This window comes from Streptomyces sp. G-G2 (assembly GCF_030063135.1).
GTDB lineage: Bacteria > Actinomycetota > Actinomycetes > Streptomycetales > Streptomycetaceae > Streptomyces.
This window is the reverse complement of record NZ_JASISO010000014.1, coordinates 123,186-146,143: the sequence shown is the minus strand read 5'-3', so window position 1 is coordinate 146,143 and position 22,958 is coordinate 123,186. Positions and strand designations below refer to the sequence as shown.

Genomic DNA, 22,958 nt, shown 5'->3' with positions numbered 1-22,958 from the left:
TTCGGATCGGGCGAGAGGGGTGTGCCCTCGGGGCGGGGCGGGCCGGGGCGCTAGGAGGAGCGGATCTCCAGCAGCGGGACGAGCTGCTCCGCGGCGGTCATCGAGCCGTGCATGCCCGCGAGGGCCGACTCGTTGGGCTCGGTCCGGGAGGCGGTGATCGCGACGTCCGCCTGCGCGGCGGCGATCACGTCGCCGATCCGCCCGAGCACCCGCTCGTCGCAGAATCCGGGGGGACCGAACCAGCCCAGTTCCAGGGCCTCCTCGCGGCTCGCGATCCAGAACCGGTCGCCGAGCACCTCGCGCCACACGGTGAGTACGTCGGCCTGCGCGCCCGGGACGGCGTACACGTGCCGCGCCCGGCCCTCGCCGCCCAGCAGGGCCACGCCCGCGCCCAGTTCCCAGTCCTCGTCGTAGTCGATCCGCGCGTCTTCCTCGAAGGGGATGTCGACCATCCCGTGGTCGGCGGTGACGTAGAGCGCGGAGCGCGGCGGGAGCTGCTCGGCGAGGCGCTGGACCAGCCGGTCGACGTACATCAGCTGGCCGCGCCAGGCGTCGGAGTCCACGCCGAAGCGGTGACCGGAGCCGTCCAGTTCGCTGTAGTACGTGTAGACGAGGGAGCGGTCCCCGGCGGCGAGCCGCAGGGCCGCGAGGTCCATCCGGTCCTCGCCGGTGATCCGGCCGTGGAAGCTGCCGCCGCTCAGCGCGATCTTGGTGAGCGGAGTGTGCTGGAAGTCCGGCGAGGTGACCTGCGAGGTGGCGACCCCGGCGGCGTCCGCCAGCTGGAAGACGGTGGGGTACGGCTGCCAGGTCTTGGGCTGGGTCCAGGGCTTCCAGCGCAGCTGGTTCATCAGCTCGCCGCTCGCCGGGTTGCGCACCGCGTAGCCGGGCAGGCCGTGCGCGGCGGGCGGCAAGCCGGTGCCGACGGAGGCCAGCGAGGTGGCGGTGGTCGCCGGGAAGCCCGCGGTGATGGGGCGGCCGGTGCCGCCGCGCGAGCTGCCGAGCAGGGAGGTCAGGAACGGGGCCTCGGCCGGGTGGGCCTTGATCTGCTCCCAGCCGAGCCCGTCGATCAGGAACACGCAGTTCCGGTCGGCCGGGGTCAGCTCGGCGATGCCCGCGGTCAGGCCGGGCACGCCCTGGCCAGCCGCGAGGGTGGGCAGCAGATCGGCGAGCGAGCCGGTGCCGTAGTGCGGGACGGGCGCGCCGGACAGGTCCAGCAGCTCCGGCTCCTGCTCCTGCCAGTTCTGCGCCGCGGAGTACGCCATCAGCGGGCGGCCGGTGCGGACGTGGCCGCCGTGGCCTCGGAGAGCGCCTGCGCGAAGAGCAGGGTCTGGCGCACCGCTTCCGGGCCGTCGCCCGCCTCGCTGACCCGCAGGCTGAGGTCGTCGGCGGTGGAGTTGCCGGTGTAGCCGTGGTCGGAGTCGCAGTTCGGGTCGCCGCAGGCGGCGGGCTCCAGGTCGATGCGGGAGACCGCGCCCCAGCCGATGGTCAGGACGACCTCGCGGGGCAGCGTGCCGGGGGTGTAGGACTCCGGGTTGGCCACGACCCGGCTGAGCACCACGGAGGAGATCCCGGCGACCTTGACCGACTCGGTCGAGGTGGTCGCGTACGGGGACGGCGATCCGGCGTCGGCGGCCTGCTCGTCGGTGTGGCTCACGATGAAGCGGTTGCCGGTCAGCACGAGGACCGTGACGTGGCGGCGGACCTCGTTGGAGTCGAAGGTGGTCTCCTGGTGGACCAGGTACGACGAGATCGGCTCACCGCCCACGGCGGCCTCCACCGCCTCGGCCACGAGGGCCGGGTAGTAGCCGCTGCGCTCGATCGCCGCGCGCAGCCCCTGGGTCGTCGTACCGGATTTCGCCATGAGGTCCATCCTAAGGCCCGCACGGGGCGCCTCGGCCTGCCCGGGCGGGTCCGCCGCGGCACTAGTAACTGGGGAGGGTGCGCGGGCCGAGGTCCGTGCGGGCCGGGGGGTGGGCGATGCGGACGGTCGCGCTGAGCACGGAGAGGCCCTCGGTGGCGACGACGACGGGTTCGAGGGAGACGCCGATCACCTCGGGGTGGTCGTCGAGCAGCCGGGACAGGCGCAGCAGCAGCTCTTCCAGGGCGGGGGTGTCCACCGGATCGCTGCCGCGCCAGCCGAAGAGGAGCGGGGCGGTCCGGATGGACCGGATCAGTTCAGCGGCGTCCCGGTCGGTTGCGGGGATCAGCCGGTGGGCGGTGTCGCCGAGCAGCTCGGAGGCGACCCCGGCGAGCCCGAAGGAGAGCACGGCGCCCGCGCCGGGGTCGACGGCGGCCCGGACGACCGTGTCCACCCCGCGCGGGGCCATGCCCTGGACGACCGGCAGCAGCTCGGTGGCCTTGCCGAGCGTCTCGGTGAGCTCGTCGTAGGACCGGCGCAGCTCGGCCTCGGTGGTCAGGTCCAGGCGTACGCCGCCCAGGTCGGCGCGGTGGCGCAGGTGCGGGGCGGTGGTCTTGAGCGCCACGGGGTAGCCGAGCGTGCGGGCTGCCTCGGCGGCGGCGTCGGGGGTGGGGGCGGCGAGGGTGGGGCGGACGTGGATCCCGTACCGGGCGAGGAGGTCGCTCGCGGCGGGGTCGGGGAGGGCGAGCGGTGCGGGGTCCCCGGGCGGGGCCGCCTGCAGGAGGGCGGTCAGTCGGGTGGCCGCGCCGGCCTCGTCGATGTCGTCGAACTCGGGTACGCGGCCGGGGTCGGCCGTGTCCTTCCGCCAGCGGGCGTAGCGGACCGCCTCGGCGAGGGCCCGCACGGCTCGCTCGGCGGCCGGATAGGCGGGCACCCGCCCGGCGGCCCCCGCCACTCCGGCCGGCCCGCCGCCCGTCGCCCCGCTCCCCTCCTGCCCGCGGCCCGCCGCCCCGCCGAGCGCCGCCAGGCCGGCCTGCCCGGCCCCTGTCGCCCCGCCGAGCGGCGGCATTCCAGCCCGCCCGGCGTTTGAGGGCCCGCCGGAGGCAGGCGCCGCGCCGCCCGCCACCGTGGCCGTGGCCGTCGCCGTCGCCGCCACGAACGCCGGCACGGCGGACCCGGCTCCGGCCGCGGAGAGGGCTTCGGCCAGGGCGCCCAGCTCGACATGGACCACCGCCACCGGCTTGCCCGGGACCTCCGTCACCGCCGCACGGATCGCGGCGGCCAGTCCCTCGGTCAGGTCCTGGCGTCCCACGGCCGGGATCGCGGTGACGATCACCGCGTCGTTCGCGTCGGCGGCCAGCGCCGTGACCAGCGCCGCCCGGAAGTCCTCCGGCGACGCCGCCGTCGTGAGGTCCAGCTGCGGCCACGGCCTCAGCTCCTCCTTCAAGCAGGCGTCGTACGCCAGTACGCCCAGCGACTCGGAGTTCCCGAGGATCGCCACCCGCGGGCCGCCCGGCAGCGGCTGGGAGGCGAGCAGCAGGCCCACGTCCACCAGCTCGGTCACCGTGTCCACCCGGATCACCCCCGCCTGGCGCAGCAGCGCCGAGACGGTGGCGTCGGGCAGCCGGGTCCCGGGGACCACCTGCCCGGCCGGGGTGACCCCGCTGTGGCGGCCCCCCTTGGCCACGACCACCGGCTTCACGGCCGCCGTGCGCCGGGCGATGCGGGTGAACTTGCGCGGGTTGCCGAGGGTTTCGAGGTAGAGGAGGCCGACGTCGGTGGCCGGGTCGTCGTACCAGTACTGCAGGATGTCGTTGCCCGAGACGTCCGCCCGGTTGCCCGCCGAGACGAAGGACGACAGGCTCTCGCCGCGGCGCAGCAGCCCCGCGAGCAGGGCGATGCCGATGGCCCCGGACTGGGTGAACAGGCCGATCCGCCCGGGCTCGGGCGTCGGGGCGGGGGCCAGCGAGGCGTTGAGCCGGACCCCGGGGGCGGTGTTGATCACGCCGAAGGCGTTGGGGCCGACGATGCGCATGCCGTACGTGCGCGCCTGGCGGACCAGTTCCCGCTGGCGCGCCAGCCCCGTGGGCCCGCTCTCGCCGTAGCCCGCGGAGAGCACGACCAGGCCCTGGACCCCGTGCTCCCCGCAGTCCGCGACCACCTCCGGGACCCGCTCGGCGGGCACCGCCACCACGGCGAGGTCGACCGGTTCGCCGATGCCGCCGAGGTCGCGGTACGCCCGTACGCCGAGCAGGGTGTCGGAGGTCACGGTGTGGTTGACGGCGTACAGCTGGCCGTCGAACCCGCTGTCGCGGAGGTTGCGCAGGGCGGCGGCGCCCACACCGGTGCCGGAGCGGCTGGCTCCGATGACGGCGACGGAGCGGGGGGCGAGCAGCCGCTGGACGGACCGTGCCTCGGCGCGCTGTTCGCGGGCGCGCTGCACGGCGAGGGACTCGGCGGTGGGCTCCAGTTCGAGGGTGAGGCGGACCGCGCCGTCCTCGAAGGTCCGCTTCTGCTGGTAGCCGACCTCCTTGAACACCTTGATCATCTTGGCGTTGGCGGGCAGCACCTCGGCGGCGAAGCGGCGGATCCCGCGCTCGCGCGCGACCGCGCCGATGTGTTCGAGGAGGGCGGAGGCCACCCCGCGGCCCTGGTGGGCGTCCTGGACCAGGAAGGCGACCTCGGCCTCGTCGGCGGGTCCGGAGGCGGGGCGGCCGTCGGGGTCGATCCGGTCGAAGCGCACGGTCGCGATGAACTCGCCGCCGATCGTGGCCGCGAGTCCGACCCGGTCCACGTAGTCGTGGTGGGTGAAGCGGTGGACGTCCTTCGCGGACAGGCGGGGGTAGGGGGCGAAGAACCGGTAGTACTTCGACTCGTCCGAGACCTGTTCGTAGAAGCTGACCAGGCGGTCCGCGTCCTCGGTGGTGATGGGGCGGATCCGGGCGGTGCCACCGTCGCGGAGCACGACGTCCGCTTCCCAGTGGGCCGGGTACGAGGGGTCCGACGCGGTGGTCATGGGGCCACCCTAGGGCCTGTCTTGGGGATCGGCGGGGCGAGACCTCATCAGCCGGGCAGCGCTCGCGCGGCGCATGAGGCGAGCCGGGGCAAATCAGTGCAAGCTGGGGAAGGCCGAACGGCGGGTGGACCGGGGTCCAAAGTCGGCCGGAGCATTCCGAGCGCCGTGAGAGACTGGTCTAGACAACCGTAAGAACCTGAAGGGCATCACCATGGCAGAGCGCCGCGTCAACGTCGGCTGGACCGAAGGCCTACACGCTCGTCCCGCCTCGATCTTCGTACGGGCGACGACCGCTTCCGGCGTCCCGGTGACGATCTCCAAGGCCGACGGCAACCCGGTCAACGCCGCGTCCATGCTCGCGGTTCTGGGCCTGGGCGCCCAGGGCGGCGAGGAGATCATCCTCGCGTCCGACGCCGAGGGTGCGGACGCCGCGCTGGACCGCCTCGCGAAGCTGGTCGCCGAGGGCCTCGATGAGCTTCCCGAGACCGTCTGACCTCCGGGCCCGACCCCCGCACGCGCAGCGAAAGCCGTGGTCCCGGAATTCCGGGACCACGGCTTTCGCCATTCCTGCCCGTTCCGGTCCATTCCTGCCGCCCACGCCCGCCCGTCCGGCCGGAATTAAGAGTGCCGACACCGCGAGACCGCGGCAATATCCGTTCTTTATACGCGGGAATTGTTAAAGGCCGCCGCTCGCCGTGTTGACGGCAGGTTGCGAAGTCCTCACGCGCAGCCGGTGCACCCCCGCCGCCCGGGACACGTGGCCCGCGGTCAGGACCCGCGCCCGCTCCGCGTCGCCGCGCGCCACCGCGTCCACGATCGCGCCGTGCTCCGCCCAGGACTCCACGGGCCGCGCCGGGGTGTCCACCGCGTACATCCAGGCCACCTTGTGCCGCAGCTGCGTCAGCAGCGCGACCAGTCCGGGGCTGTCCGAGGCCTGGGTGAGCGTTTCGTGGAACCAGCCGCCCAGGGCCCGCAGGTCCTCCCCCTGGCCCCGCCTGGCCCGCTCCTGGCCCAGCCTGACCAGTCCGCGCAGCACTTTGAGGTGCGCCTCGCTGCGCCGCCGGGCGGCCCGCGCCGCCGCGAGCGGTTCCAGCAGCATCCGCACCTCCAGGAGGTCGGCCGCCTCCTGCTCGGTCGGCTCGGCGACGCAGGCGCCCGCGTGCCTGCGGGTGGTGACGAAGCCCTCGGACTCCAGGGTGCGCAGGGCCTCGCGGACGGGGACGCGGGAGACGCCGTAGCGGCGGGCGAGCAGCTCCTCGGTGAGCCGGCCGCCCGGCCCGAAGACCCCGGAGACGATGTCGTCGCGGATTGCCGTACAAACCGCGTGCGCGGGAATTCGCAAGACCGGACCTCCGCTGAATATCGTTGCCGCCGATTCCATTGTCGCGACTCTATGGCAACTCGCGGAATTTTCCGAGGACGGGCAGAAGCTGGAAGGCGAAAGGCCGGAAACAACGCCGAAGGCCCCGGCTCGGTGAGCCGGGGCCTTCGTGGGTCCGCTGGAGTGCGGCAGGGGTCAGATGCTGACGCCCTTGGACCGCAGGTACGCGAGCGGGTTGATGTCAGAGCCGTAGGACGGGCCGGTACGGGCCTCGAAGTGCAGGTGCGGGCCGCTGGAGTTGCCGGTGCTGCCCGACAGGCCGATCTGCTGGCCCGCGGCGACCTGTTCGCCGACGGAGACGTCCAGCCGGGACATGTGCCCGTACTGGGTGTAGGTGCCGTCGTTGTGCTTGATGACGACGTTGTTGCCGTACGCACCGCCGTTGCCCGACTCGACGATGACGCCCGCGCCCACGGCGTGGACGACGGTGCCCTCGTCCGCGTGGAAGTCGATGCCGGTGTGGCTGCCGGAGGACCACATGCCGCCGCCGGCGCCGTACTGGGTGCTGACGTACGAGCCCGTGATCGGCGCCACGAAGGCATTGAGGCGCTTGCGCTCCTCCTCGCGGTCGGCGCGCTCCTTGGCGTCGCGCTCGGCCTTGACCTTGGCCTCGGCTATCCGCTTGGCCTCGGCGGCCTTGGTCTTCGCCTCGGCCTCGGCCTGCGCCTTGAGGGCGGCGGCGTCGGCGGCGTTGCGCTGCGCGTCGGCCTGGGTCTCGATGTCACCGGAGATGCTGTCGGCCATGACGACGGCCTTCATGTTGCCGGTGTCCTGAGCCGAAGTGTCGTGGTTGTCCGCGGCGAAGGCCGGGGCCGCCAGGGTGCCGACGACGCCGGTCACGGCGAGGGCGGCTATACCGGCGACGCCTGCGGTCTTCCGGCTCAGACGGCTGGAACCACGGTGCTTGTTGCCGGAGGCATGACTGCTGCCAAACGCCATGAAGGGGCTGATCCTTTCCTTCCCTCTCGCCTACCGGGTTAGCTGACGGGTTCGGAGCAGGAAGGTCTCCTACGGGCCCCCTCCGGTGAGAGGTGGTCCGATTCACCCCAGGGACTGTGGGTCCCCGGCTCCCCAGGCTCGCGCCTGACGGGGACTCGGCGATCGCTGCCCGGTGCCGCGATTGCGGCAAATACAACTGACGGACAGCACTTCCGACGCTAGGCGGATCATCAGCCAATCACCAAACACACGAGCCCCATTGTTACCTACGTCACGTGACATAGGAGCAACCTCTCCGCCAAACAGACAAAAGGGGTTCTGGTGGACAAGCCACCAGAACCCCTCTTCGCACCGTCAGTTGGAGACGACGCTCACGTCGCCGATCCCCAGCGCCCGGACCGGCGCCTCGATCTGCGCGGCGTCACCGACGAGGATCGTGACGAGACGGTCCACCGGGAAGGCGTTGACGACGGCCGACGTGGCCTCCACCGTGCCCGTCTCGGCCAGCCGCGCGTACAACTGCGCCTGGTAGTCGTCCGGCAGGCCCTGCTCGACCTGGTCGGCCAGGGTGCCCGCGACGGACGCGGCCGTCTCGAACTTCAGCGGGGCCACACCCACCAGGTTCTGCACCGCCACGTCCCGCTCGGCGTCGGTCAGGCCGCCCTCCGCGAGGGTGCGCAGCACCTTCCAGAGGTCGTCCAGCGCCGGACCGGTGTTCGGGGTGTCCACCGAGCCGCTGATGGCCAGCATCGACGCGCCGGTGCCGTCCGCGGTGGACCGCAGCACCTGCCCGAAGGCGCGCACGCCGTACGTGTACCCCTTCTCCTCGCGCAGGACCTTGTCGAGACGGGAGGTCAGGGTCCCGCCCAGGCAGTACGTGCCGAGTACCTGGGGGGCCCAGACCCGGTCGTGCCGGTCCGCGCCGATCCGCCCGATCAGCAGCTGCGTCTGGACCGCGCCCGGCCGGTCCACGATGACCACGCGGCCCGTGTCGTCCGCGGTGACCGGCGGTACCGGGAGCGGCTCGGCGGTGCCGCCCGTCCAGGTGCCCAGGGTGTCCGCGAGGACGTCGTCCAGGTCGATCCCGGTCAGGTCGCCGACCACCACCGCGGTGGCCGTGGCGGGGCGCACGTGGGCCTCGTAGAAGGCGCGTACGGCCGCGGAGTCGATCCGGGCCACCGTCTCCTCGGTGCCCTGGCGCGGCCGGGACATCCGCAGGGTGGCCGGGAACAGTTCCTTGGAGAGCTGCTTGGCGGCCCGGCGCTGCGGGTTGGCCAGCTCGTGCGGGATCTCGTCGAGCCGGTTGCGCACCAGGCGGTCGACCTCGCCGTCGGCGAAGGCGGGGGCGCGCAGCGCCTCGGCGAGCAGCCCGAGGGCCTTGGCCAGCCGGGAGGCGGGGACCTCCAGGGAGACCCGGATGCCCGGGTGGTCGGCGTGCGCGTCGAGGGTGGCGCCGCAGCGCTCCAGCTCGGCCGCGAACTCCTCGGCGGAGTGCTTGTCCGTCCCCTCGGACAGCGCGCGGGCCATGATGGTGGCCACGCCGTCCAGCCCGGCCGGTTCGGCGTCCAGCGGGGCCGCGAGGTTGATCTCGACGGCCACCACCTGCTGGCCGGGCCGGTGGCAGCGCAGCACGGTCAGGCCGGTCGCGAGCGCTCCGCGCTCGGGCGCCGGGAACGCCCACGGCTGGGCCTCGCCCGCCTGCGGCTGGGGGTGGAAGATCATCGTGACGGCTGCGGTGTCGCTCACTGCTCCGCCCCTTCGGTCTCGTCGTTCTCGGCGGCTTCCTCGGCGTCCTCGGCCGCGAGCGGCTCGTAGACGAGCACGGCGCGGTTGTCCGGGCGCAGTCGGGCGGCGGCCACGGCCTGGACCTCTTCGGCGGTGATGTCGAGGACCCGGCCCACGGCGGTCAGCGCGAGCTGCGGGTCACCGAAGAGCACCGCGAAGCGGCACAGTTCGTCGGCGCGGCCCGCCACCGTGCTCAGCCGGTCCAGCCATTCGCGCTCCAGTTGGGCCTGGGCGCGCTCCATCTCCTCGGCGGTCGGGCCCTCGGCGGCGAACCGAGCGAGCTCCTCGTCGACCGCGGCCTCGATGCCGGGCACTTCGACGCCGCCCGAGGTCTTGACGTCCAGCCAGCCCAGCGAGGGGGCACCGGCCAGGCGCAGCATGCCGAAACCGGCCGCGACGGCGCTCTGGTCGCGGCGTACCAGCCGGTTGTGCAGCCGGGAGGACTCGCCGCCGCCCAGGATGGTCAGCGCCACGTCGGCGGCGTCGCAGTCGCGGGTGCCGTCGTGCGGCAGGCGGTACGCGGCCATCAGGGCGCGGGCCGGGACCTGCTCGACGATCTCCTCGCGGAGCTGGCCGCCCATGGTGTCGGGCAGCGAGCCGTCGCGCGGCGGCTGCTTGCCGTCGTGCCCGGGAATGGAGCCGAAGTACTTCTCGACCCAGGCGAGCGTCCGCTCGGGGTCGATGTCCCCGACGACCGACAGCACGGCGTTGTTGGGCGCGTAGTACGTGCGGAAGAAGGCCCGCGCGTCCTCCAGGGAGGCCGCGTCCAGGTCGGCCATGGAGCCGATCGGAGTGTGGTGGTACGGGTGGCCCTCGGGGTAGGCGAGCGCGGTCAGCCGCTCGAACGCCGTGCCGTACGGGACGTTGTCGTAGCGCTGGCGGCGCTCGTTCTTGACGACGTCGCGCTGGTTCTCCATGGACTCGTCGTCCAGGGCGGCCAGCAGCGAACCCATCCGGTCCGCCTCCAGCCACAGCGCGAGTTCCAGCTGGTGCGTCGGCATCGTCTCGAAATAATTGGTGCGCTCGAAGCTGGTGGTGCCGTTGAGCGAACCGCCCGCGCCCTGGACCAGTTCGAAGTGCCCGTTCCCGGACACGCTCTTCGAGCCCTGGAACATCAGGTGCTCGAAGAGGTGAGCCAGACCGGTCCGGCCCTTGACTTCGTGCCGCGAACCGACGTCGTACCACAGGCAGACCGCGGCGACCGGGGTCAGGTGGTCTTCGGAAAGCACCACGCGCAGGCCGTTGGCCAGCCGGTGCTCGGTCGCTGTCAGGCCGCCGGAGCCGGCCTGAGCTGTGGCCGTGTGACCCATGGGCATGTGGTCCCTTCGTATCGCGATGCAGAGATTCCTGTCAGACCTGTCACTGTATGCAAGCGCGTCGGCCCCTGGAGAAGTTCCCGGGTCACTCCTGGGTCGGAGTCGGCGTTGTCGGTGCCTCGGGCCACAATGGTCCGCGTCAGACCCAGCCCCCATCACCATGGTTAAGGAGCCGCGCAGCGATGGCCCGCCGCAGCACGAAGACCCCGCCGCCGGAGGATTTCGAGGAGAAGATCCTCGACATCGACGTCGTCGACGAAATGCAGGGCTCCTTCCTCGAGTACGCGTACTCGGTGATCTACTCCCGCGCCCTGCCCGACGCCCGCGACGGCATGAAGCCGGTACACCGGCGCATCGTGTACCAGATGAACGAGATGGGCCTGCGCCCCGACCGCGGCTACGTCAAGTGCGCGCGCGTCGTCGGCGAGGTCATGGGCAAGCTCCACCCGCACGGTGACGCGTCGATCTACGACGCCCTCGTGCGCATGGCCCAGCCCTTCTCGATGCGCCTGCCGCTGGTCGACGGCCACGGCAACTTCGGTTCGCTCGGCAACGACGACCCGCCCGCCGCCATGCGGTACACCGAGTCCAAGATGGCCGACGCCGCCTCGCTCATGACGGAGTCCATCGACGAGGACACCGTCGACTTCGCTCCGAACTACGACGGCCAGGAGCTCGAACCCGGCGTGCTGCCGGCGGCGTATCCGAACCTGCTGGTCAACGGCGCTTCGGGGATCGCGGTCGGTATGGCCACCAACATGCCCCCGCACAACCTGGGCGAGGTCATCGCCGCCGCCCGGCACCTGATCCGCTACCCGGAGGCCGACCTCGAGGCGCTGATGCGCTTCGTCCCGGGTCCGGACCTGCCGACCGGCGGCCGCATCGTGGGCCTGTCCGGCATCAAGGACGCGTACGAGAAGGGGCGGGGCACCTTCCGGATCCGCGCGACGGTGTCCGTGGACAACGTGACGGCCCGCCGCAAGGGGCTGGTCGTCACCGAACTGCCCTTCGCGGTCGGTCCCGAGAAGGTCATCGCGAAGATCAAGGACCTGGTCGGTTCGAAGAAGCTCCAGGGCATCGCCGACGTGAAGGACCTCACGGACCGCTCGCACGGTCTGCGTCTGGTCATCGAGATCAAGAACGGCTTCCACCCCGAGGCCGTGCTCGAGCAGCTCTACAAGCTGACGCCGATGGAGGAGTCCTTCGGCATCAACAACGTCGCCCTGGTGGACGGCCAGCCGCTGACGCTGGGCCTCAAGGAGCTGCTGGAGGTCTACCTCGACCACCGCTTCGAGGTCGTGCGCCGCCGCAGCGAGTTCCGCCGCACCAAGCGGCGCGACCGGCTGCACCTCGTCGAGGGCCTGCTGGTGGCCCTCATCGACATCGACGAGGTCATCCGGCTGATCCGCGACAGCGAGAACTCCGCGCAGGCCAAGGCCCGGCTGATCGAGCGGTTCTCGCTGAGCGAGATCCAGACCCAGTACATCCTGGACACCCCGCTGCGCCGCCTGACCAAGTTCGACCGGCTGGAGCTGGAGACCGAGCAGGACCGCCTCAACGGCGAGATCGACGAACTGACCGGGATCCTGGACTCGGACTCCGAGCTGCGCAAGATGGTCTCCAACGAACTGGCCGCGGTCGCGAAGAAGTTCGGCACCGAGCGGCGCACGGTGCTGCTGGAGTCGGCGGGTTCCGCTGTGGCGGCGGTGCCGCTTGAGGTCGCGGACGACCCGTGCCGGGTGCTTCTGTCCTCGACCGGCCTGCTGGCCCGTACAGCGAACGGCGATCCCCTCGCGGTCGCCGAGGAGGGCGGGGCGCGCGCCAAGCACGACCTGGTCGTCTCGCAGGTCGCGGCGACCGCGCGGGCCGATGTGGGCGTGGTGACCTCGGCCGGGCGGCTGCTGCGGCTCGCGGTGATCGACCTGCCGCAGCTGCCGGACACGCACGCGGCGCCGAACCTGGCGGGCGGGGCCCCGGTCACGGAGTTCGTCTCCGGGCTGGAGGCGGAGGAGTCGGTGGTCTGCCTGATCTCGCTGGACGAGTCCTCACAGGGTCTGGCGATCGGTACCGAGCAGGGCGTGGTCAAGCGGGTCGTGCCGGACTATCCGGCGAACAAGGACGAGCTGGAGGTCATCACCCTCAAGGACGGTGACCGGATCGTCGGCGCGGTCGAGCTGCGCACGGGCGAGGAAGACCTGGTCTTCATCACCGACGACGCCCAGCTGCTGCGGTATCCGGCGGGACAGGTCCGTCCGCAGGGCCGCCCGGCGGCCGGTATGGCGGGCATCAAGCTCACGGACAACGCCAAGGTGATCCACTTCTCGGCGGTGGACCCGGCGGGCGACGCGGTGGTGTTCACGGTGGCCGGTTCGCACGGCACCCTGGACGATTCGGTGCGGTCGGGCAAGCTCACGCCGTTCGACCAGTACCCGCGCAAGGGCCGGGCCACCGGCGGGGTGCGCTGCCAGCGCTTCCTGAAGGGCGAGGACGTGCTGGTGCTGGCCTGGGCGGGCGGATCCCCGGCCCGGGCGGCGGGGGCGAACGGCGCTCCGGCCGAACTGCCGGTGCCGGACCCGCGCCGCGACGGCTCGGGCATCCCGCTTCCGGCGACGGTGACCGCGCTGGCCGGAGCGGTGCTCTAGTGCGGTCACGGCACTAGTGCCGCGTCAGGCAACGTTTGCCCCGTTGAGGAGCGGCGTCCGGTGCGTGCTCTCGGCGGGCCGGCCGGAAGCCCTTGGACTGGACGTACGTGGGCTTCCGGCCGGTGCGGCGAGAGTGCGAGCGGGACGTCGCTACGGGGCGAACGTCGCCTGACGAGGCACTAGGAATACGGCGCGGCCGGGACTCCGGTCCCGTCGCTGCTCTCCGCCTCTTGGCGGACGTACCGCAGGACGCCCCACATGCTCTCGGGGCGGGCGTCCCGCGGTGCGGGCTCGCGGCACGCCTCCAGGGCGCGCAGCAGGGCGGGGCCGTCGGTTCCGCTGCCGATCAGGACGAGCTGGGTGCGCCGGGGTTCGGCGCGGGCCCAGGGCAGCGGGGCGAAGCGCAGGAACCGGCCGACCGCGTGGACCTCGTACTTCTCCTCGTGGCCGGGCACGCCGAAGTACACGAATCCCTTGATCCGGTAGAGCCCGGCCGGGCGGCTGTCGAGGAACTCGACGAAGCGGCGCGGCGCGAGCGCCCCGTCCGTGACGAACTCGGTGGTCTCGTAGCGGGTGTGGGCGTGACCGCTGTGGTCCTCGGTGTCCTCGGCCGCCCCCGTCAGCAGGTCCTCGAAGGACAGCTGGCCGCGGGTCTCGGTCCAGGGGCGGCGGTCGAAGAGCAGCTCCGGGTCGATCCTGCCGTGGTCGGCGGTGACGAGCGGGATCCCGGGGGAGAGCGCGCCGAGTTCCGTCTCGATCCTGGCCCGCTCGGCGGCGTCCACCCGGTCGGTCTTGTTCAGGACGACGAGGTCGGCGACGGCGAGGTGACGGTCGGTCTCGGGGTGCGCGCGGCGGGTGGCGTCGAACTCGGCGGCGTCGACGACCTCGACCATGCCGCCGTAGCGGACGTCCGGGTTCTCGCTGGCCACCAGCATCCGGATCATCTCCTGCGGCTCGGCCAGCCCGCTCGCCTCGATGACGATCACGTCGATGCGGTGGACGGGATCCGAGAGCTTGGCCAGGTACGCGTCCAGCTCGCTGCCGTCCACCGCGCAGCACAGGCAGCCTCCGCCGAGGGAGACCATCGAGTCGCCGACCTGCCCGGCGACGGACATCGCATCGATCTCGATCGAGCCGAAGTCATTGACGACCACCCCGACACGGGTGCCCGCACGATGGGCGAGCAGGTGGTTGAGCAGGGTGGTCTTGCCGGATCCGAGGAATCCGGCGAGGACGACGACGGGAATCGGCTGCCCGGTCCGCCGGGGGACGCGGGACGGCTCGGGCTGGGGCTGGCTGGTGCTCATCCCGTCGATGGTAGGGCGTACGGGTCAGCCGAGCGGGGGCACGGGCTGGGGCGGGACCGGGCCGACGTAGCGGGCGGCGGGCCGGATGATCTTCGTATCGGCGGCCTGCTCCAGGACGTTCGCGCTCCAGCCGACCACGCGCGCCGCGCAGAACGTGGGCGTGAACATCTCGCGGGGCAGCCCGCACAGTTCCATGACCACACCGGCGTAGAACTCGACGTTGGTGTGGAGTTCGCGGCCCGGCTTCAGCTCGGCGAGGATCTCCTCGACGTGCCGCTCGACCTCGACGGCGAAGTCCACGAACGGGCCGCCGAAGCCCAGCGCGATCTCGCGCAGCATGCGTGAGCGCGGGTCCTCGGTGCGGTACACGGGGTGGCCGAAGCCCATGATCCGCTCCCCCGCCAGGACCCGTGCGCGGATCCACGGATCGATCCGGTCCGCGGTGCCGATGGCGTCCAGGGTGTCCAGGGCCCGGCTGGGGGCGCCGCCGTGCAGCGGGCCGGACAGTGCGCCGATCGCCCCGGTGAGGCAGGCGACGACGTCGGCTCCGGTGGAGGCGATGACCCGGGCGGTGAAGGTCGAGGCGTTGAACCCGTGGTCGATGGTCGAGATCAGATAGCGCTCGACCGCGCGGGCGCGGACCGGGTCGGGCTCCTCGCCGGTCAGCATGTACAGGTAGTTGGCGGCGTAGGGGAGGTCGTCGCGGGGTTCCACCGGGGCCAGCCCCCGGCCGAGCCGGTGCAGCGCGGTGAGCAGGGTGGGTACGGCGGCGCAGGCGGACAGCGCGTCGGCGGCCCGCCGCTCGGGGCTGAGGTCGTAGACGGGGCGGAAGCCGGCGGAGGCGCCGAGCAGGGAGAGCGCGGTGCGCAGGCCCGCGAGGGGGCCGGAGAGCGCGGTGGCCCGGGCCAGGGCGGGGAGGGCGTCGCGGACGTCGGCGGGCAGGTGGCGCAGCGGGGCCAGTTCGGCGGCGAAGGCGGCGCGTTCGGCGGGGCCGGGCAGGGCGCCGCGGAACATCAGGTGCCAGACGTCCTCGAAGCCGCGCTCGGTGGCGAGGTCGACGGCCGAGTACTGGCGGTAGTGGTAGAAGCCCTCGCGGCCCCGGACGTCGCCGAGTGCGGTCTCGGTGACGACGACTCCGGCGAGTCCGCGGGGTACCTCGGTGACGGTGTCCGCGGCCGCGGTGGCGGCGTCTGCGGTCATGCTGACGTTGATGTCCATGGATCGACCATCCATGATGGATCCAATCGCTGTCAATGTTGATCGCATCAATATATGTAGGCTGGGATGCATGGACCACGAGGCCCCCGATCAACCACAGCGCGACGAACGACGGCTGACCACCCGGCAGGCCGCCGAACTGCTCGGCGTGAAACCGGCGACGGTCTACGCCTACGTCAGCCGGGGCCAGCTCACCAGCCGCCGCGACCCCGTCGGCCGGGGCAGCAGCTTCGCCGCCCACGAGGTCGAGGAACTGGCGCGCCGCACCCGCCGCGAGGCCGCTCTCCCGGCGGCGGCCTCCGGCGGCGAACTCGCCGTCCGCACCGGCATCACCCTGATCGAGGGCGACCGCTACTGGTACCGGGGCGTCGACGCCACCGAACTGGCCGCCCGGCACTCCTACGAGGAGGTCGCCGACTGGCTCTGGACCGGCGTCCTGAGCCCCGGGATCCGGTTCGAGGCCCCAGCGGCGATGCTGGCCGCCGCCCGGCGGCCGGTGGCGGCCCTGCCGGAGCACAGCGGACCCCTGGACCGGCTGCGGGTGGCGACGGCCGCCGCCGCCGTGGCCGACCCGCTGCGCTTCGACCTGTCCGAGGAGGCCGTGCTCGGCTCGGCGCGCTGCTTGATCCCCACGCTGGTCGGCGCCCTGCCGGTGGTCGGGCAGGCCCACCGCGGGACCGGACCGCTGGCCTGGCGGCTGTGGAGCAGGCTGACCGCGCGGGAGGCGGATCCGCTCGCGCTGGACGTGCTCGATCTGGCGCTGGCCCTGCTCATCGACCACGATCTGGCCGCCTCGACGCTGGCGGTACGGGTGGCGGCCTCGGCGCGGGCCCATCCGTACGCGGTGGTGTCGGCCGGGCTCGGCGCTCTCGAGGGCCCGCTGCACGGGGCGGCCGGGCGGCTCGCGCACCGGATGCTGCTGGAGGTGGTCGAAGGGGGCGGGGCCGCGCCCGTGGTCGCCGACCACCTGCGGGCCGGGCGCCGGGTGCCGGGGCTCGGCCACCGGCTCTACCGGGGCGAGGATCCGCGGGCCACGGCGCTGTTCGCCCGGCTGGAGGAGCTGCCGCAGGCCGGGCCCGCGCTCGCGGCCGCCCGGGACGTGGTCGCCACCGCGGCGGCCCGGCGGCCCGGGCTGCACGCGAACGTCGATCTGGCGCTGGCCGTGCTGACGGTGTCCTGCGGGATGCCCGCGGAGGCCGGGGAGAGCGTGTTCGCGGTGGCCCGTACGGCGGGCTGGATCGCGCACGCGCTGGAGGAGTACCAGGAGCGGCCGCTGCGGATGCGCCCGAGCGGGCTGTACCACGGACCCCGCCCGCCACAGCCGATGCCGTGACGGGCGGGGTGCAGCGGCGATCGGCGGGGGGTCAGCCCGCGTAGGCCTCGAACTCACCGATCTGGCCCGCGGGCCAGCCGGTGTTGCCGGTGACGGTCACCCGCAGGTGGCGTACGTCGGTGCCCGCGGGGAGGGCGATGGTCACCTGGTTGCCGGTGGCCGGGTCGAAGTGGTAGCCCTGCGCGCCCACGAGGGTGGTGAAGGCCGTTCCGTCGGCGCTGCCGAGGACCGCGACGGTCTGGGTACGGGCTCCCCAGGCGGCGGGCGGCGGCAGCTTGAGGACGACGCGCCTGATGTACGCGGTGGCGCCGAGGTCGACCGTGAGGGACTGCGGGAAGGCGTTGTTGGCGCTCTCCCAGTAGCTGCCCGGGTCACCGTCGACGGCCCTGGCCGCGTCGTAGACCTGGGTGTGCGAGGTCTCGCTCACGGGCCGTCCCCGCGCGAGGTTGCGCGCCGGGTCCACGGTCGGAGTCGGGGTTGGCGTCGGAGTCGGCGTGGGGGTCGGAGTCGGGGTGGGCGTCGGGGTCGGGTCCGGTCCCGGCTGGTCGTTGGCGGGCGGGAACGGCCCGCAGTAGGTGGCGGGCAGTTTGGTGTTCCAGCCGGAGTTCCCGGTTCCCTGGGTGAGCTTCAGCTGCGCGCCGAGGCAGCTGTAGACCGGCTCCCCGAAACCGATCCGGGTGGCCTTGACGTTCGTCATCGACAGTTCGGCGGGATCGTTGAACTGGAGGGCGAAGGTTCCCGTCTTGTCGATGTTGACGTTGTCGAAGTGGACGCCCTTGGTGGTCCCGGACACGAAGTGGACCGCCGCGTAGGAGCTGTCCAGGATGTCGCTGTCGGTCACGTTGATGACGGCCTTGTCGATCGCGCTGTTGCGGCTGTCGAACCAGACGGCTCCGATCGGGAAGTTCCAGCCGTAGTCCGTGTTCCCGGTCCGGATCAGCGTGTTGCGGGCGAGGGTGAAGGTGCCCTGGACATCGGTGCCCTGGCCCGCGGTGACTCCGGGGTAGCGGTTGCCGACGTGCAGTCCGCCGCCGTTGGTCAGGGTCTCGGCGGCCACGTTGTCGGTGACGCTGATGTCCTTGCCGCCGTAGACCGCGATGTTGTTGGCGAGGATCGGCGCCACCACGGTGTTGTGGCTGAAGGAGTTCCCGACGTTCACCTTGGTGTCGGCCCACATGGCCAGCCCGTCGTCACCGGTGTTGCGCAGGAAGGTGTTCTCCACCGAGGAGTTGGTGACGCCCCAGTGGAAGTTCACCCCGTCCGCGCTCTGGTCGAGGATCCGGCTGTTCCTGATGTGGAAGTTGTCCATGGGGCCGTCCATCCAGGCCCCGACCTTGGTCCGCTGCATCCAGACGTCGTCGACGACGGAGTCCGTCATCGCGCCGCCGATCGCGTTGACCTGGTCGTCGTCCACGCGGTCACCGATCTCGCCGATGATCGCGAAGTCCTTGAGCGTGACGTTGCGGCTGGGACCGTCGTCCTCGTACGGGCGTATCTGGCCGCCGTAGCCGCCTCCGCGCGCGTACTTGCCGTAGATCCCGGCGGCCCGGTTGCGGTCGGTGGCGCTGCGGCCGGTGAGTACGGAGTACCAGGGTCCGGCGCCGCGCAGGGTCACCTTGTCGACGACCACGTGGTCGGTGAGCTTGAAGGCGCCCTGCGGGATCCACACCTCCTTCGACTGCGCCGCTCCCGCGTCCACGGCCTGCTGGAACGCTCCCGTGGAGTCGGCCGAGCCGTTCGGGTCCGCCCCGAAGTCGGTCACCGAGAGCGAGCCCGCGGGCCGGGTGGCCGGGCCCGCGACCTGCTCGAAGTCGGCCAGGTCCACCACCGCCCAGGGGGTGGCCGAGGTCGCGGCCAGGGTGAGCCGGACCTTCGAACCCGCCGGGAGGGTCGTGCCGAAGAGGGTCCGGGTCTCCTCGTAGAAGTGGTGGGGCTTCTCGCCGGGCTGGTTGGTGAAGGGGTAACTGCCGTAGTACCAGCTGCACTTCGAGGTGAAGTCGAGGTCCTTCAGCTTGGTACCGTCCAGCTTCAGTTCCACGGGCGCGGTGATGCCCGTACCGGCCGCGTTGTCGGGGACGGAGTAGCGCACGTTCATCGCGTTGGCCGGTTTGGCCAGGGTGAACTCGACGTACTCCCCCGCCGCGTCCAGCCGGACGGCGCTGCGGCCGGAAGCCTCGGCGGGCAGGGTCGTGTAGGTGCGGTCGGGGCCGATGACCGAGCCGGTGGTGGCCGCCTGCTCCGCCTCCTGCTCGGTGAAGGGGACGCTCGCCCCGCGCCCCGGGACCTCCAGGGGCGACAGCGCGGCGGGCGGGGCGGCGGCGGCCGGGGTAGCGGCCGTGAGGACGGGCAGGGCGGCGGCGGCGAGGATCGCGGCGGCCAGGGCGGCGAACAGGGCGGGCCTGGTCGGCCTGCCTCGTGCTGGGCTCATGAGGGGACCTCTCCATGCGGGGGACGTGCACGGCGGCTATGAGGGGGCGGACGGACGGATCGGCCGACGAATGGACCGGCGTACAGGGGTGTCGGCGTACAGGTGTCGGCGTACGGATGGTTCCGGCGGCCCGGCTACGGCGTCAGGTCCGCAGCCAGGCCGCCGTGTCCTGCGGAAGCAGCCCCGCGTCTGACAACGGGGCGCTGCTCAGCAGGAGACCGGTGTGGCCGGGCAGGGGCACCGGCTCGTCGGACAGGTTGACCACGCAGACCAGGCCGTCGGGGCGGGCGAAGGCCAGTACCCCGTCCGGCGCGTGCAGCCACTCCAGCGCGCCCCCGCCGAAACCGCGCGCGGCCCGGCGCAGGCCGAGGGCGCGACGGTAGAGGGTGAGCATCGACCGGGGGTCCGCGGCCTGACCGTCGGCCGCGTACGCCGCCCAGTCGGCCGGCTGGGGCAGCCAGGGGTCCTGCCAGGGCTCGGCCGTCCAGGGCAGCGGGACCCGGCAGCCGTCCCGGCCGGGGTCCCGGCCGCCGGAGCGGAAGTGCATGGGGTCCTGGATCCGGTCGAGCGGGATGTCCGCTTCCGGAAGGCCCAGCTCCTCCCCCTGGTACACGTACACCGCGCCCGGCAGGGCCAGGGTCAGCAGGGCCGCGGCGCGCGCCCGGCGGGTGCCCAGGGCCAGGTCGGTGGGCGTGCCGAAGACCTTGGCGGCGAAATCGAACCCGGTGTCCTGGCGCCCGTACCGCGTCACCGTGCGCGTCACGTCGTGATTGCACAGGACCCAGGTGGCGGGGGCGCCGACCGGGGCGTGTTCGGCGAGGGTCTCCTCGATGGCGGTCCGCAGCCGGGCGGGGTCCCAGGGGCAGCTCAGGAACGAGAAGTTGAAGGCGGTGTGCAGCTCGTCGGGGCGCAGGTAGCGGGCGAAGCGCTCGGAGTCCGGCAGCCACACCTCGCCGACGAAGATGGCGTCGTACGCGTCGGCGATGGCCCGCCAGGAGCGGTAGACGCCGTGCAGTTCGTCCCGGTCGATGTAGGGGTGGACCTCCCCCGGCCAGGGCTCGCCGGGGCGGCCGGCCAGGTCGGGCAGCGCCGGGTCCTTGGCCAGCAGGGCCGCGGAGTCGATCCGTACGCCCGCCACCCCGCGTTCGAACCAGAAGTGCAGGACCTCTTCGTGTTCGCGGCGGACTTCGGGATGGGCCCAGTTGAGGTCGGGCTGCTCGGGGGTGAACAGGTGCAGGTACCACTCCCCGTCCGGTACCCGCGTCCAGGTCGTCGCCCCGGCGAACTGCGAGGGCCAGTCGCCCGGCGGCAGTTCGCCGTGCTCGCCGCGGCCGGGCCGGAAGTGGAAGACCTCACGCTCGGGGCTGCCGGGTCCGGCGGCGAGGGCGGCCCGGAACCACGCGTGCTGGTCGGACACGTGGTTCGGGACGATGTCGACGATGGTGCGGATGCCCAGGCCGGTGGCCTCGGCGATCAGCTTCTCGGCCTCGTCGAGGGTGCCGAAGGCGGGGTCGATGGTCCGGTAGTCGGCCACGTCGTAGCCGCCGTCGGCGAGCGGTGACAGGTACCAGGGCGTGAACCACAGTGCGTCGACCCCGAGTTCGGCGAGGTAGGGCAGTTTGGCGCGGACACCCGCGAGATCGCCGGTGCCGTCGCCGTCGCCGTCGGCGAAGCTGCGCGGGTACACCTGGTAGATCGCCGCGCTGCGCCACCAGTCGGCGGCGGCTGCGGGCAGGGGAAAGTCGGCCACGAGGGGTGGTCCTTTCACAAGTGGCGATGCGGACGGCGGCCGTGCGGCCCGGGGTGGTGCCGGGAGGTCCGGGCCGGGGATCCGGGTGGTCAGCCCTTGAGCGAGCCCGCCGTGAGGCCGCTCATGATGTTGCGCTGGAAGATCAGGAACACGATGAGCGTGGGTGCGCAGGCCATGGCGAGCGCCGCGATCAGATGGTTCTCGGGCACTCCGGTCGACAGCGAGTAGATGCCTACGTTGAGCGTCTGCAGGGCCGGGTCCGGCAGGGTGAGCATCGGCCAGAGGAAGTCCTTCCAGACGCCGACGATCGCGAAGATGGACACGACTCCGAGGATGGGGCGGGACATCGGCAGGACGACGGAGCGCAGGCTGCGCAGGGCGCTCGCGCCGTCGATGGAGGCGGCGTCGAGGATCTCCTGCGGGATCGAGTCGAAGAAGCGTTTCAGCAGGAAGATGTTGAAGGCGTTCGTCACGGACGGCAGCCAGATCACCCAGGGCGTGTTGAGCAGGTTCCGCTGGATGATCGGCATGTCCAGGACGGTCAGGTACTGCGGTACGACGAGCACGGTGGCCGGGATCATCAGCGTCGCCAGCATCATCCCGAGGACGGCCTTGCCGAAGACCGGGCGGAGCCGGGACAGCGAGTAGGCGGCGGCGACGTCGAGGACCAGCTGGAAGGCCAGCGCGCCGAACGAGTAGTAGAGGGTGTTGAAGAGCAGCTTGGCCAGGTCCATGACCTTCCAGGCGCTGCTGTAGTTGGCGGTGTGCAGGGAGCCCGGCACCAGGGTGGGCGGGACCTTGGCGAACTCCTCGGTGCTCTTGAGGCCGTTGGCCACCATCCAGTAGAGGGGGCCGAGGAAGACGAGGGTGAAGCCGGCCACGACCAGGACGAAGACCGTCCAGTAGAGGACCTTCCCCCGGGTCCGGCCCAGCTGGGCCGGGGAGATCAGCGTGCGCTCTGCCATGATTTCCGTGCTCCGGTCGGCTCTCGTGTCGGTTTCTCGGGTCGGTGGCCCGGGTCGGGTTCACGGGCGGGTTCCCCGGTCAGGTGCACCGGTCGGTCTCCCGGGTCAGCTCTCGTTGTCGCGGCTGAGCCGGACGTACACCGCGGAGAAGCCCGCGAGCAGCACGAGCAGGCACAGGCCGAGGGCCGAGGCGCCGCCGTACTGGTTGAAGTTGAAGGCGTACTGGTAGATGAGGACGACGACGGTGGTCGTGGAGCCCTCGGGTCCGGCGCCGCCGGTGAGCAGGAACGGCTCCACGAACACCTGCATCGTCGCGATGATCTGCATGAGCAGCATCAGCGAGAGGATGAGCTTGGTCTGCGGAACGGTGATGTGCCAGATCTTGCGGAGCAGGCCCGCACCGTCGAGTTCGGCGGCCTCGTACAGCTCGCCCGGGATGCCCTGGAGGGCGGCCAGGTAGATCAGGGTCGCGCCGCCCATGTTCATCCAGGTGGCGGCGAGGACAACGGAGAGCATCGCGGTGTCGGTGGACTGGAGCCAGTCCTGGGCGGGCACGTGCAGGAAGACCAGGATCCGGTTGAAGAGGCCGTAGCCCGGATCGTAGAAATATTTGAAGAGCAGCACCGAGGCGACCGGCGGCATCATCACCGGAAGGTAGACGAGCAGCCGCAAATACCCTTGCGCGTGGCGGAATTCGTTGAGCACGATCGCGATGAAGAACGGGACCACGAACCCGAAGATCAGCGCGAGACCCGTGAACAGCAGGGTGTTGCGCCAGGCCTGCCAGAAACTCGGGTCGTTGAAGATGTAGCGGAAATTGTCGAGACCGGCCCAGCTGGTGGCGCCGTTCTCGGTCTTCTGGAAGGCCAGTAGAAACTCCCGGACCATCGGGTACCAGGAGAAGAAGGCGAAGCAGATGACCGCGCCGATCAGAAATCCGTGCGCGGAGACGTTCCGCTTGAACGCCCGGACGAAGGCCTCTCGGGATCCGGGCAGGGTGGGGGCCGACATCGCCGCTCC

The 22,958-nt window shown here is 72.1% G+C and carries 16 protein-coding genes and 1 riboswitch; of the genes, 3 read left to right on the top strand and 13 right to left on the bottom strand.

The features are described from left to right. Window positions 1-50: 50 nt before the first annotated feature. The 3 genes from QMF80_RS14205 to QMF80_RS14195 all read right to left on the bottom strand — a co-directional run bounded on the left by QMF80_RS14205 (window position 51) and on the right by QMF80_RS14195 (window position 4,874). Window positions 51-1,262, bottom strand: a complete 1,212-nt coding sequence (locus QMF80_RS14205; protein ID WP_283453073.1) for an alkaline phosphatase family protein — start codon at window positions 1,260-1,262, stop codon at window positions 51-53. After that, window positions 1,262-1,861, bottom strand: a complete 600-nt coding sequence (locus QMF80_RS14200; RefSeq protein ID WP_283453072.1) for a DUF5998 family protein — start codon at window positions 1,859-1,861, stop codon at window positions 1,262-1,264. Before QMF80_RS14200 ends, QMF80_RS14205 begins: the two co-directional genes overlap by 1 nt. A 61-nt stretch (window positions 1,862-1,922) precedes the next feature. Continuing rightward, on the bottom strand, window positions 1,923-4,874 hold the full coding sequence (locus QMF80_RS14195; RefSeq protein ID WP_283453070.1) for a bifunctional acetate--CoA ligase family protein/GNAT family N-acetyltransferase: 2,952 nt from the start codon (window positions 4,872-4,874) through the stop codon (window positions 1,923-1,925). Window positions 4,875-5,085: 211 nt separating this feature from the next. Here QMF80_RS14195 and QMF80_RS14190 point away from each other — a divergent pair, with 211 nt between their 5' ends. Then, a complete protein-coding gene (locus QMF80_RS14190; RefSeq protein WP_283453069.1) occupies window positions 5,086-5,367 on the top strand; it encodes an HPr family phosphocarrier protein in 282 nt (93 codons plus the stop codon). Between the two features lie 183 nt (window positions 5,368-5,550). On the opposite strand, the gene QMF80_RS14185 is transcribed toward QMF80_RS14190, so the two are convergent. From QMF80_RS14185 to QMF80_RS14170, 4 genes are all read right to left on the bottom strand, one after another. Next, a complete protein-coding gene (locus QMF80_RS14185) occupies window positions 5,551-6,216 on the bottom strand; it encodes a GntR family transcriptional regulator (RefSeq protein WP_283453068.1) in 666 nt (221 codons plus the stop codon). Between the two features lie 174 nt (window positions 6,217-6,390). Further along, window positions 6,391-7,194, bottom strand: coding sequence for a M23 family metallopeptidase (locus QMF80_RS14180; RefSeq protein WP_283453067.1), 804 nt, complete (start codon window positions 7,192-7,194; stop codon window positions 6,391-6,393). Window positions 7,195-7,206: 12 nt separating this feature from the next. Next, a riboswitch (cyclic di-AMP (ydaO/yuaA leader) is annotated at window positions 7,207-7,365 on the bottom strand. A gap of 183 nt (window positions 7,366-7,548) precedes the next feature. Further along, window positions 7,549-8,916 (bottom strand): M16 family metallopeptidase, encoded by a 1,368-nt coding sequence (locus tag QMF80_RS14175; protein WP_283453110.1) that lies wholly within the window; start codon window positions 8,914-8,916, stop codon window positions 7,549-7,551. A 20-nt stretch (window positions 8,917-8,936) separates the two neighbouring features. After that, a complete protein-coding gene (locus tag QMF80_RS14170; protein WP_283453109.1) occupies window positions 8,937-10,289 on the bottom strand; it encodes a M16 family metallopeptidase in 1,353 nt (450 codons plus the stop codon). A 188-nt stretch (window positions 10,290-10,477) separates the two neighbouring features. On the opposite strand from QMF80_RS14170, the gene QMF80_RS14165 reads away from it, so the two are divergent. Continuing rightward, window positions 10,478-12,937, top strand: coding sequence for a DNA gyrase/topoisomerase IV subunit A (locus tag QMF80_RS14165; RefSeq protein ID WP_283453065.1), 2,460 nt, complete (start codon window positions 10,478-10,480; stop codon window positions 12,935-12,937). Between the two features lie 179 nt (window positions 12,938-13,116). Here the strand turns inward: QMF80_RS14165 and QMF80_RS14160 are convergent, their stop codons facing one another. Both QMF80_RS14160 and QMF80_RS14155 read right to left on the bottom strand, forming a co-directional pair. Continuing rightward, window positions 13,117-14,244, bottom strand: coding sequence for a CobW family GTP-binding protein (locus QMF80_RS14160; RefSeq protein WP_283453063.1), 1,128 nt, complete (start codon window positions 14,242-14,244; stop codon window positions 13,117-13,119). 24 nt (window positions 14,245-14,268) lie between these two features. After that, complete coding sequence (locus QMF80_RS14155) at window positions 14,269-15,462, bottom strand: citrate synthase (RefSeq protein WP_502962841.1); 1,194 nt, start codon at window positions 15,460-15,462, stop codon at window positions 14,269-14,271. Between the two features lie 70 nt (window positions 15,463-15,532). Here QMF80_RS14155 and QMF80_RS14150 point away from each other — a divergent pair, with 70 nt between their 5' ends. Further along, window positions 15,533-16,795 (top strand): citrate synthase, encoded by a 1,263-nt coding sequence (locus QMF80_RS14150; RefSeq protein WP_283453061.1) that lies wholly within the window; start codon window positions 15,533-15,535, stop codon window positions 16,793-16,795. Between the two features lie 31 nt (window positions 16,796-16,826). Here the strand turns inward: QMF80_RS14150 and QMF80_RS14145 are convergent, their stop codons facing one another. The 4 genes from QMF80_RS14145 to QMF80_RS14130 form a co-directional block, all read right to left on the bottom strand. Then, on the bottom strand, window positions 16,827-19,223 hold the full coding sequence (locus QMF80_RS14145) for a discoidin domain-containing protein (RefSeq protein ID WP_283453059.1): 2,397 nt from the start codon (window positions 19,221-19,223) through the stop codon (window positions 16,827-16,829). Between the two features lie 142 nt (window positions 19,224-19,365). Beyond that, entirely contained in the window at window positions 19,366-20,973 is a 1,608-nt protein-coding gene (locus tag QMF80_RS14140; protein WP_283453057.1) for a glycoside hydrolase family 13 protein, read from the bottom strand. An 89-nt stretch (window positions 20,974-21,062) separates the two neighbouring features. Continuing rightward, window positions 21,063-21,938, bottom strand: coding sequence for a carbohydrate ABC transporter permease (locus tag QMF80_RS14135; protein ID WP_283453055.1), 876 nt, complete (start codon window positions 21,936-21,938; stop codon window positions 21,063-21,065). A 105-nt stretch (window positions 21,939-22,043) separates the two neighbouring features. Further along, the gene (locus QMF80_RS14130; RefSeq protein ID WP_283453053.1) at window positions 22,044-22,949 is read right to left on the bottom strand and encodes a carbohydrate ABC transporter permease; all 906 of its coding nucleotides are present in this window, start codon (window positions 22,947-22,949) and stop codon (window positions 22,044-22,046) included. Between the last annotated feature and the right edge of the window lie 9 nt (window positions 22,950-22,958).

Bases quoted from the DNA above. Each gene is read 5' to 3' on its own strand.
- QMF80_RS14205 (WP_283453073.1), bottom strand. From the start codon at position 1,262: ATGGCGTACTCCGCGGCGCAGAACTGGCAGGAGCAGGAGCCGGAGCTG.
- QMF80_RS14200 (WP_283453072.1), bottom strand. From the start codon at position 1,861: ATGGCGAAATCCGGTACGACGACCCAGGGGCTGCGCGCGGCGATCGAG.
- QMF80_RS14195 (WP_283453070.1), bottom strand. From the start codon at position 4,874: ATGACCACCGCGTCGGACCCCTCGTACCCGGCCCACTGGGAAGCGGAC.
- QMF80_RS14190 (WP_283453069.1), top strand. From the start codon at position 5,086: ATGGCAGAGCGCCGCGTCAACGTCGGCTGGACCGAAGGCCTACACGCT.
- QMF80_RS14180 (WP_283453067.1), bottom strand. From the start codon at position 7,194: ATGGCGTTTGGCAGCAGTCATGCCTCCGGCAACAAGCACCGTGGTTCC.
- QMF80_RS14175 (WP_283453110.1), bottom strand. From the start codon at position 8,916: ATGATCTTCCACCCCCAGCCGCAGGCGGGCGAGGCCCAGCCGTGGGCG.
- QMF80_RS14170 (WP_283453109.1), bottom strand. From the start codon at position 10,289: ATGGGTCACACGGCCACAGCTCAGGCCGGCTCCGGCGGCCTGACAGCG.
- QMF80_RS14165 (WP_283453065.1), top strand. From the start codon at position 10,478: ATGGCCCGCCGCAGCACGAAGACCCCGCCGCCGGAGGATTTCGAGGAG.
- QMF80_RS14160 (WP_283453063.1), bottom strand. From the start codon at position 14,244: ATGAGCACCAGCCAGCCCCAGCCCGAGCCGTCCCGCGTCCCCCGGCGG.
- QMF80_RS14155 (WP_502962841.1), bottom strand. From the start codon at position 15,462: ATGGACATCAACGTCAGCATGACCGCAGACGCCGCCACCGCGGCCGCG.
- QMF80_RS14150 (WP_283453061.1), top strand. From the start codon at position 15,533: ATGGACCACGAGGCCCCCGATCAACCACAGCGCGACGAACGACGGCTG.
- QMF80_RS14145 (WP_283453059.1), bottom strand. From the start codon at position 19,223: ATGAGCCCAGCACGAGGCAGGCCGACCAGGCCCGCCCTGTTCGCCGCC.
- QMF80_RS14135 (WP_283453055.1), bottom strand. From the start codon at position 21,938: ATGGCAGAGCGCACGCTGATCTCCCCGGCCCAGCTGGGCCGGACCCGG.
- QMF80_RS14130 (WP_283453053.1), bottom strand. From the start codon at position 22,949: ATGTCGGCCCCCACCCTGCCCGGATCCCGAGAGGCCTTCGTCCGGGCG.